The organism is Acidaminococcus intestini DSM 21505 (genome assembly GCF_000425045.1).
In the GTDB taxonomy this organism is placed as follows: domain Bacteria; phylum Bacillota; class Negativicutes; order Acidaminococcales; family Acidaminococcaceae; genus Acidaminococcus; species Acidaminococcus intestini.
Window position 1 is genome coordinate 25514 of sequence record NZ_KE384298.1, and the last position, 9404, is coordinate 34917.

Annotated in this window: 6 protein-coding genes and 1 riboswitch; all 6 genes read right to left on the reverse strand. The window is 51.3% G+C overall.

The features are described 5' to 3' along the window. Positions 1–32 precede the first annotated feature (32 nt). A riboswitch (ZMP/ZTP riboswitch) is annotated at positions 33–111 on the reverse strand. A 761-nt stretch (positions 112–872) separates the two neighbouring features. Next, the gene (gene dnaJ / locus H503_RS0111060) at positions 873–2057 is read right to left on the reverse strand and encodes a molecular chaperone DnaJ (RefSeq protein ID WP_009015665.1); all 1185 of its coding nucleotides are present in this window, start codon (positions 2055–2057) and stop codon (positions 873–875) included. 22 nt (positions 2058–2079) lie between these two features. After that, positions 2080–3939 carry a molecular chaperone DnaK gene (gene dnaK / locus H503_RS0111065; RefSeq protein ID WP_026385742.1) on the reverse strand — a complete coding sequence of 620 codons (1860 nt, stop codon included), beginning with the start codon at positions 3937–3939 and terminating at the stop codon, positions 2080–2082. Between the two features lie 45 nt (positions 3940–3984). Continuing rightward, a complete protein-coding gene (gene grpE, locus H503_RS0111070) occupies positions 3985–4566 on the reverse strand; it encodes a nucleotide exchange factor GrpE (RefSeq protein WP_009015667.1) in 582 nt (193 codons plus the stop codon). Positions 4567–4578: 12 nt separating this feature from the next. Further along, complete coding sequence (hrcA, locus tag H503_RS0111075) at positions 4579–5625, reverse strand: heat-inducible transcriptional repressor HrcA (protein ID WP_014128365.1); 1047 nt, start codon at positions 5623–5625, stop codon at positions 4579–4581. A 223-nt stretch (positions 5626–5848) separates the two neighbouring features. Continuing rightward, positions 5849–6988, reverse strand: a complete 1140-nt coding sequence (gene hemW / locus H503_RS0111080; RefSeq protein ID WP_009015669.1) for a radical SAM family heme chaperone HemW — start codon at positions 6986–6988, stop codon at positions 5849–5851. Positions 6989–7268: 280 nt separating this feature from the next. Beyond that, positions 7269–9404: YadA C-terminal domain-containing protein (locus H503_RS12070; RefSeq protein ID WP_035196443.1), on the reverse strand; the 2136-nt coding region annotated here is incomplete at its 5' end.

Genomic DNA, 9404 nt, shown 5'->3' on the forward strand with positions numbered 1-9404 from the left:
CTCCCTCATATAGAAAAAAGCCAACCTCGGGCCCTTTTCGCCCAGACGGTCGGCTCACTGCGATCATGCTCCCTGTGGGTACCCCCACTTCCGTCAGTTACATGATCTGATAGGGTCATTATAATATGGGAGGGGCAGGGGTGTCAATGTCGGATATTTTGGGGCAGAGCACAAATCGCGCCGATTTTCTACACAGGGAGTCTTCATTGCCCTTTTCAAGATTCATGAGTTGGCAATGAAGTCATGGCGCATCGCAGCATATTTTGATACGCAATTTCATGTTAAAGTCGCCTGAAATATGCCTTCGTCATTCCCTTTTGAATCAGCCCAAAAATCGGGCTGATTTGATGAAGTACGTGAGGCCATTGATTAAAAGAGATTTTGTGGAAACAATGGCCTCAGGGCCTATCGTACAATGGACCGTCCCACGTTTGAGGATAGCGATCGCTTGAGCGCATCCTTTCCTAACCTCCCCTTTTTTTACTCGGCGCAGAAATCGCGCCGAGTAAATGCCTTCGGCGGGCGAGCCACTTCTTGGATTTTTTTTGGTTTTTAGACGAATCATGATTCGCCTGAGACCCATTTCGGCCCATCTGCGTTGTCAAAAAGACGCAGACTTCCTGGCAACACGGAAATGCGTGTGCGGCTTTATCAACCTAAGGATTTTTCCTGGCCTCTGAACCAATCAGAGCCTCATGCGAACCATGTATATGGAAGCAACACGGAGGTTTTAGAAAAGTGGTTGCAGCTATTGCGCCATCGTCGGTGAAAGCGGGAACTCCTCGCAACAGGACCCATCTGAGCCATATTCGCAAAGAGCAAATAAAAAAAACGAAAGTGAAAGAGGACCGTGGCTTCCCACGGTCCCCTTCTTACTTCTTATCCTTTTTATCGAAGAAATCCTTCACTTTATTGAAAAAGCTTTTTTCTTCTGGGTTAATGCTTTCGCCGCTGGCATCGGCGAACTTGCGAAGTGCTTCTTTTTGTGCATCGCTCAGTCTCGTCGGCACAACAACTTTGATCTGGATGAGCTGGTCACCCTTTACACCCGTTCTCAGGTTCGGAATGCCCTTGCCCTTGATGCGCAGGACGCGATTGGGCTGGGTTCCTTCAGGCACCTTGATGGTGGTCTGACCATAAAGAGTCGGCACCTTGATTTCAGCACCCAATGCAGCTTGGACAATGCTGATTGGCACTTCGCACAGGACTGTCGTCCCATCCCGTTCAAAGAACTTATGGCTCTTTACATAGAGATAGACATACAGGTCGCCGGCTCGACCGCCGCGCATCCCCGCTTCACCCTCGCCTGCCACACGGAGTCTCGAACCGCTGTCAACGCCAGCTGGAATCTTGACCGTAATGACGCGTTTTTGCTTTACGCGGCCTGTTCCACGGCAGTATTTGCAGGGATTGGTAACGATTTGACCCGTCCCATGACATCTCGAACAGGTACGGACATTAACAACCTGACCAAAAATGGAATTTTGCGTAACCCGGACTTCCCCCGTCCCGTGACAATCAGGACAGGTTTCAGGATGGCTGCCTTCGGCGGCTCCCGTTCCATGGCAGTGCTCACATTCCTCTTCGCGGTTCAGGCGGATTTTCTTTTCCGTCCCAAAGGCCGCTTCCTCAAAGGTAATTTCAAGGTCAGCCCGCAAATCCGCGCCTTGACGGGGACCGCGATCAGCCCGGCGGGAACGGGACGCGCCTGCGCCCGCACCGCCGAAGAACATGTTGAAGATATCATCCATGCCTTCGCCGCCAAAGCTACCGCTAAAACCGCCAAACCCACTGCCGAAGGGATTGCCCCCGGCACCAGGACCGCCATTTTGGAAAGCGGCATGACCATATTGATCATAGGCGGCCTTTTTCTGCGGGTCACTCAGAACCTGATAGGCCTCGTTGACTTCCTTGAATTTATCGGCTGCTTCAGGATTATCCTTGTTGAGATCGGGGTGATACTTACGAGCCAGCTTGCGATATGCTTTTTTTAATTCCTCAGGCGACGCACTTTTGTCGACGCCCAGGACCTCATAATAATCTTTTTTATCTGCCATCAGTATCTCCCTCTAGGAACGATTATTTTTTGTCGTCATCAACGACTTCGGCGTCTACGACGTCATCATCGTTCTTCTTATTGTCAGAGGAAGCCCCGGCGCCAGCGCCGGCATCAGCACCGGCAGTGCCACCGTTCTGGCCATTTTGCTGGTTCTGTTTATAAAGTTCAGCAGACAGTTCATAGAGCGGTTTCTGGAGGGCTTCCGTATCCGCCTTGATCTTATCTACATCGTCACCCTTCATGGTTTCCTTCAAGGTATTGATGGCTTCCTGGACCTTCTTGATCTTGTCATCGTGACCCTTGCCTTCCATATCCTTGACGGTCTTTTCAGCCTGATAAATCAGTGTATCGGCCTGGTTCTTTGCATCAACAGATTCACAGCGTTTCTTGTCGGCAGCTTCGTTAGCCTGAGCTTCCTTCACCATCTTGTCAACTTCTTCCTTACTCAGGCTGCCGGAAGAGGTAATGGTGATCTTCTGTTCCTTGCCCGTGCCAAGGTCCTTGGCGCTTACGTTCACGATACCGTTGGCATCAATATCAAAGGCAACTTCGATTTGAGGCACGCCCCGCGGTGCAGCGGGGATACCGCTCAGTTCGAAACGGCCAAGGGTCTTGTTGTCGGCTGCCATTTCACGTTCGCCCTGGAGAACATGGATGTCAACGGAAGGCTGATTATCCGTAGCCGTCGAGAAGATCTGCTTCTTGGAGGTTGGGATGGTCGTGTTGCGGTCAATGATCCGGGTGAAGACACCGCCCATGGTTTCAATCCCAAGGGAAAGCGGCGTTACGTCAAGAAGCAGGACGTCCTTGACATCACCAGCCAGTACGCCGGCCTGAATGGCAGCACCGACAGCAACGCATTCATCAGGGTTGACGCCGTGAGCCGGTTCCTTACCGAGAACGCGTTTGATGGCTTCCTGGACAGCAGGGATACGGGAAGAACCGCCAACAAGGAGAATCTTATCAATATCATTGACGGTCATCTTGGCATCACTGAGGGCCGTATGAACACACTGGATAGTGCGGTCAACAAGGTCACTCGTCATGCTGTCAAATTTGGCACGAGTAAGATCCATGTCAAGATGCTGCGGGCCATTGGCACCAGCCGTAATGAACGGCAGGTTGATATTGGTTGTCATCATGCTGGACAGTTCAATCTTGGCTTTTTCAGCCGCTTCACGAATCCGCTGCATGGCCATCTTATCACCTGTCAGGTCAATGCCGTTTTGTTTCTTGAATTCATCGGTCATCCAATCCATGATGCGATGGTCGAAGTCATCGCCGCCCAGATGGGTATCACCGGTCGTGGATTTAACTTCGAAGACGCCATCACCCAGTTCCAAAATGGAAACATCGAAGGTCCCGCCGCCAAGGTCGTAAACGAGAACGGTCTTGTCATCGGACTTATCAATGCCATAAGCAAGGGCAGCCGCCGTCGGTTCGTTGATGATTCTCTTGACATCAAGACCAGCAATACGGCCGGCGTCCTTCGTAGCCTGACGCTGGGAGTCGTTGAAGTAAGCCGGTACAGTAATGACCGCTTCCGTGACTTTTTCGCCGAGATAACGTTCCGCGTCCCCCTTCATTTTTTCAAGGATCATAGCGGAAATCTGTTCTGGCGTATAGTCCTTGCCATCAATGGTCACGGTATACTTCGTGCCCATGTGACGTTTGATGGAGCTGATGGTCCGTTCCGGGTTGGAAACAGCCTGACGTTTTGCCAGCTGACCAACGAGGCGTTCCCCATTTTTTGTGAAACCGACAACGGACGGAGTAAGGCGGCCGCCTTCCTGGGTCGTAATAACAGTCGGTTCGCCGCCTTCCATCACGGCGACAACAGAGTTCGTAGTCCCTAAGTCAATACCAATGATCTTGCTCATTATAAATTCCTCCTCATGCAACTAACTTGCTGGTTCTCACTTCAGTTAATTATGGACAACCCTTACCTTGCTGTGACGGATGACATCATCACCAATCCGGTAACCTTTTTCAAGGACCATATCAATGCTGTCATCAGGCAGGTCGGGATTGCTGCCTTGCATAACGGCCTCATGGATCTGCGGATCGAAAGGCTTGCCTTCAGCAGGAATCTCTTCGATATGCAGGGTTTCAAGGGCCTTTTCAAACTGTTTGTGGATCATAGCCATGCCCTTTAAGATGGACTCGGCATCATGGTTTTTTTCCACACTGGCCTCGGCGCGTTCAAAATTATCGAGGACCTTCAGGAATTCCCGGACCACTGAAGCCGTTACGAAACGGCCTAAGCGTTCCCGTTCTTCCGTATTTCTCTTGCGGAAATTATCAAAGTCGGCCTGCAGACGAAGCAACCGATTGGAAAGCTCATCGATTTCCTCTTGCTGCTTGGAAATCGTTTGATCCTTGGGATCAGGCGTACCATCTGCCGGTTCTGCGTTTTTTTCCTCAGCCTCCGTGGCCTTTGCTGCTTCCGCTTTGTCAGCACTCATTTCGGCGGCTTGTTGTTTTGGATCTTTTGTCTCTTCGTTCACCGTACGTCCTCCCTATTTTTCATCAATTTTATTCATGACCACCTTCAGGTAGTGATGAAGATAATCCATCACAGAAATGACCTTGCGGTATTCCATACGGGTAGGTCCCAACACGGCAAGGGTCCCAACGACCTGGCCATTCAGGCGGTAGGTCGCTTGGATCATGCTGCAGTCCTGGATGCTGGAGAACTTATTCTCGCTGCCAATGGTGACCCTTAATCCCGAGTCACTGCTGGCCTTCAGCATATCCTTGAGCATCTGTTCTTCTTCAAGGACGCCCAAGAGTTCCCGCATCCGTTCCGTATCCTTGAATTCAGGCTGTCCCAGGAGTTGTTTGGTTCCTCCAAGGAACATCTTGTCCTCCTGCTGGCCGGCCTTGACCTTCTTGATACGGCTTACGATGGATGCATACAGCCGTTTGTCCCCGGCAAGCATTTCCCGTACCTTTGCTAGGAGCTCCTGAGAAATATCATTCAGTTTGCGTCCATTAAGGTACTGCGAAACACGCTGGGCAATCTGGTCCAGCTCACTTTCTTTTACTCCGCTGGGGATTTCCACCACGCCATGATCGACATTCCCCTCTTCCGTGACGATGCACAGGATAGCCTGACCCTTGTTGAGGGGCAGGAACTTCATGTAGGAGAACGTAGCCTCGCTGTCCTTGTTTGCAAGGACGACGGATACGTTCTTGCTCATGCGGGACAGGATCTTGGCCGTGGATTGGAAGATGTCGTCAATGGTATGCACCCGCTGCCTGAACCAATTGTTGATGAGCGCCATATCGCTCGATGATAAGGTCAGGGATCCTTCACCAGCAAGGGAATCCACATAGAGGCGGTACGCCGCCGCGGAAGGAATCCGTCCTGCCGATGTGTGGGGCTGCTCCAAGAATCCAAGGAGCTCCAGATCGGACATTTCGTTTCGAATGGTCGCCGGACTGATACCAAGATTATATTTCCGAGCGATTGTACGGGATCCTACAGGCTCGGCCGTCTCGATGTAATCATCAATGACGAGTTGAAGTATTTTCTTTTGTCGTTCGGTCAGCACTGTAATCATCTCTTTCCCAGATTATTAGCACTCGAAACTTTAGAGTGCTAACATCTAATGGTTAAGATACACCTCTTTAGTCAAAATGTCAATACTTTCCCGAAAAATAATTTACAAAAAGCAAAAGCCTCAAAAAAGAAGGCCCCATGCGGGAAAAAGCCTATGGAAAAGGGCCTCCGCTGGGGTATTGTCCTTGGTGTTGGCTGCTCGCGTTCCTTCATGGTGTGAGGTGTCAGTCCGTTGTGATGAAGGCTTCGAAGGCAAGGTTCCCGTACTGCATGCCAAGGGGCGTGAGACAAAAATGACCATCCTCCCATTTGGCCCATCCCTTATGGATGAGGTTCTCTATCTGAGGCCCGTAATCAAAGGCAAAGGAGCGCCCAAAGCGGGCTTCATAATCCAGGAGGGAGAGTCCTCTTACGGTACGTAGGTTCATGAAGATCATTTCTTCCCGCTGGACGGCAGGTGACAGGCATTCTATCTCCGGTGCCTCTCCTCTTTCGTAGGCCGCAAGATAAGCCGGGTTGTTCTCCCGTGTCCTGCCGTCAAAGCGCGTCGCTCCGGCGCCAAAGGCAAGGTAGGGATTGTAGTGCCAATAGACAAGGTTGTGCCGCGACTTGTCACCTGCTTTGGCAAAATTGGAAATCTCGTAGCGCTCGTAGCCGCCCTTGACGAGGCGGTCCATGATGAGGTCATACATGTTACCCGTCTCATCGTCTGTGGGAAGGATCCAGCGCCCTTGTCGGAGATTATGGGAAAGGACGGTCCCCGGTTCAACGGAAAGCCCGTAGATGGAAATATGGCTGGGTCCCAGAGCCATGAGTTCCGTCAAGGATGCCTCGACGCTTGCAGCCGTCTGCGTCGGATATCCATAGATAAGGTCACAGGACAGACGTGTAAACCCCACCTTTTTGCTGAGAAGGATAATGTGCCGCGCCTCATCCGCTGTATGGGTACGGCCCATGAGGCGCAGTTCGCTGTCCTCTAGAGACTGGATGCCAAGGCTCAGGCGGTCCACCCCCAACGCTCGCAGTCCCCTAAGGTAGGCTTCATCGACAGTTCCCGGATTGGCTTCAAAGGTCACTTCCCGCGGCGAATGGAGATAGCCTTTTTCCTTCAGGGCATGGAAAATGGCGGCGAGTTCCTCCAAGGATAGCAGGCTGGGCGTACCGCCGCCAACATAGACTGTCGCGCCGCGGCTTACAGGAAGGGGGGCATCATAGCTCCTGATTTCCCTGATCAGAGCCTTGACGTAGCGGGCGCGTGCCGCCCCATCCTGCCCCTGGTAGCTTATAAAATCACAGTAACTGCACTTATGCTGGCAGAAAGGGATATGGAGATAAATGCCTTGATAGGCTTCCCATGGATGCATTTGGAAGACTCCTTTATGTGTGATGGGGTTATTGTAACATGGATGAGAAGGTAGAAGGGTATATTTTTATTCAAGAGCAAAATCGCTCCGCTTCTCCAAAATAACGTGTCGTCATCTCCTGCGCCCAGCTTATGAAAGAGGAAGGGGGTTACAATCCTCGTCCCATATGGGCTCATCTACTTTGTCGCCCACGATTTCACTTTTTCAACGTACACACGTCTTTTGAAGCCGCGTAATCAGAAAAAGGCTGCAAAGCGATGCTTTGCAGCCTTTCTTACGCTTACTTTTGCGTGATCAGGCGTTTCAGGTCGAGGAGTTCTTTTTCAAGACTATCAATTTTATTTGCCTGGATTTTCAGCATTTCATCTTGATGTTCAATCTTGGCGTTCTGGTCCATGATGGTCTGCTGCATGGCAAGCGGACTAGCCTTTGGCTTCCGGCCCTTTGTGCCAAAGCGGAAAGTGACACCGCCACTCATCATGGCATCGCCGTTGCCAAGGGTGCCGCCAAGGTTATACATGACATCTTCATTCGGACGGTAGAACAGGCCAAGGGCCGCTGCATTGGCCGCTTTATAGTGACCATAACCGAGAGCAAAATCAAATTTGCTGTCCGGATCCCATTCCAGGGGATGGAGCGCTGCCAGGGCGGCTGCGCCAGCGCCAGCACGGCTCACTTCGTGGGTCATGCGGCTATTGAGGCTCTCTACGCGGTGATCAACATAATCCACATTAGCTGCACTCGTCGGATCGCTTGGATCTGTGGCAATTCCGGTAATGGTCCTCGTGACACCATCTTTACCACGAACATCGATGGTCTTTGCCGTCCCAGTCTGATCGATATTGATGGTCACGCCATCGGTTTTCATAAGGGTATTTCCATCCACCTCTTTAAGAGCGTTATAGAGAGTGTCGCCGCTGATGAGCCGATGGTCACCGCTTTGGGATTCGCCCGTGCCAAGCTTCTTCTGCCAGCTTGTAACATCGGAATCCGTGAGATTTCCTGCATCGCGGTCGGCCTTCTTATCCATGTCCTCTTTCATGACATCTTTGATGGCACTGTCATCAACGTTAACGGCATAGGAAATGTTGCCATTTGTCTCCGTCTTCGTCGTTACGGTCGTGTTCTTCCCATTGACGACCTTCACCGCATCCTGGGCAAGGTTCTTGATTGTCGTCTTTCCTTCATCCGTAACGTTGGAAAGATCCGTCTTGGCATAATTGTTGTCCAGATTATCGGTGATGTTCTTGATGCTTGTAATATTGTCTGTGTTCTTCTTCACCTGGTCATCAAGGTTCTTCAGGTTCTCTCCTGCAGTTGCATCCTTCTTGACGTAGGTGCCGTCTTCGCTGACGCGGGTTTCATCCTTGATGGCTTTTGCCACCGTATCGCCCGTCACAAGACGGTTGTCACTTTCTTTCACCTCGCCCGTACCAATGGCCTTTCCCCAGCTTTCGGCATTCTTCTTCTGGTCTTCTTCGGAAGCGGCCGTTCCGTCGGCGTTCTTGAGGTTGCTGCCAATGTTCGAAGCATCGATGTTAGCTTTCTTGTCAAGATTTTTGTTTGTATCCTGCGAAGCCTTATTTAGGGCATCGTAGACTGTATCGCCCGTCACAAGACCGCTGTTCCCTTCTTCGACCTTGCCGTCACTGGCCACATCGACCTTGAAGGTTTTCACCCCATCCACCTCACGGGAGGAAACAGTCGTATAGGACCCATTTTCCATATCGATGGTGCCTTTGGCGAGGTTCTTGATGACCGTCTTACCGGCATCGGTGATGTTCGTCAAATTCGTTAGGTCCGTAATGTTCTTCGCATTAGTACCCACCTGTTTATCAAGGGCAAGGAGGTTGTCACCAGTGGTACTCGCCATCTTGACATAGGTGCCATCTTCCTTCGGACGCACTTCCGTATAGACCGTTCCGCCCGTTACAAGCTGGCCATTATTTTTATCAATGGTGCCCGTACCAACGGCGCTGCCCCAAGCGTTGAGGTTCTGCTGGATGGCATCATCCGAAGCAGCCGTCGAGCCATCGTCCCCTTTGAGGTTCTTGCCGACGTTCGACGCATCAATATCAGCCTTGTTACTGACCTTCGTATCCATGTCAGTATCGATGGCATTTTTGGCATCCTCAATGGCGTTATACACGGTATCACCGGAGACGAGGTTTGCGTCGTCTTTTGCGACCTTACCATCATTCTTTGCAGAGACAGTGTACGTAACGGAAGAACCGTCCGTCGCTTTTTCCATCTGCACTTCTACGCGGTCGCCGGCTTTTACTGTGATGGCCCCTACAGCAGCTTTCTTGATGACCGTTTGCCCGTCAGCTGTAATATTGGAAAGATCTTTCAGGTTCCTAATATCTGTCGCGTTGCTCGCAATGTTCGACGTATTGGTGGAGATGTTGTCGGCATT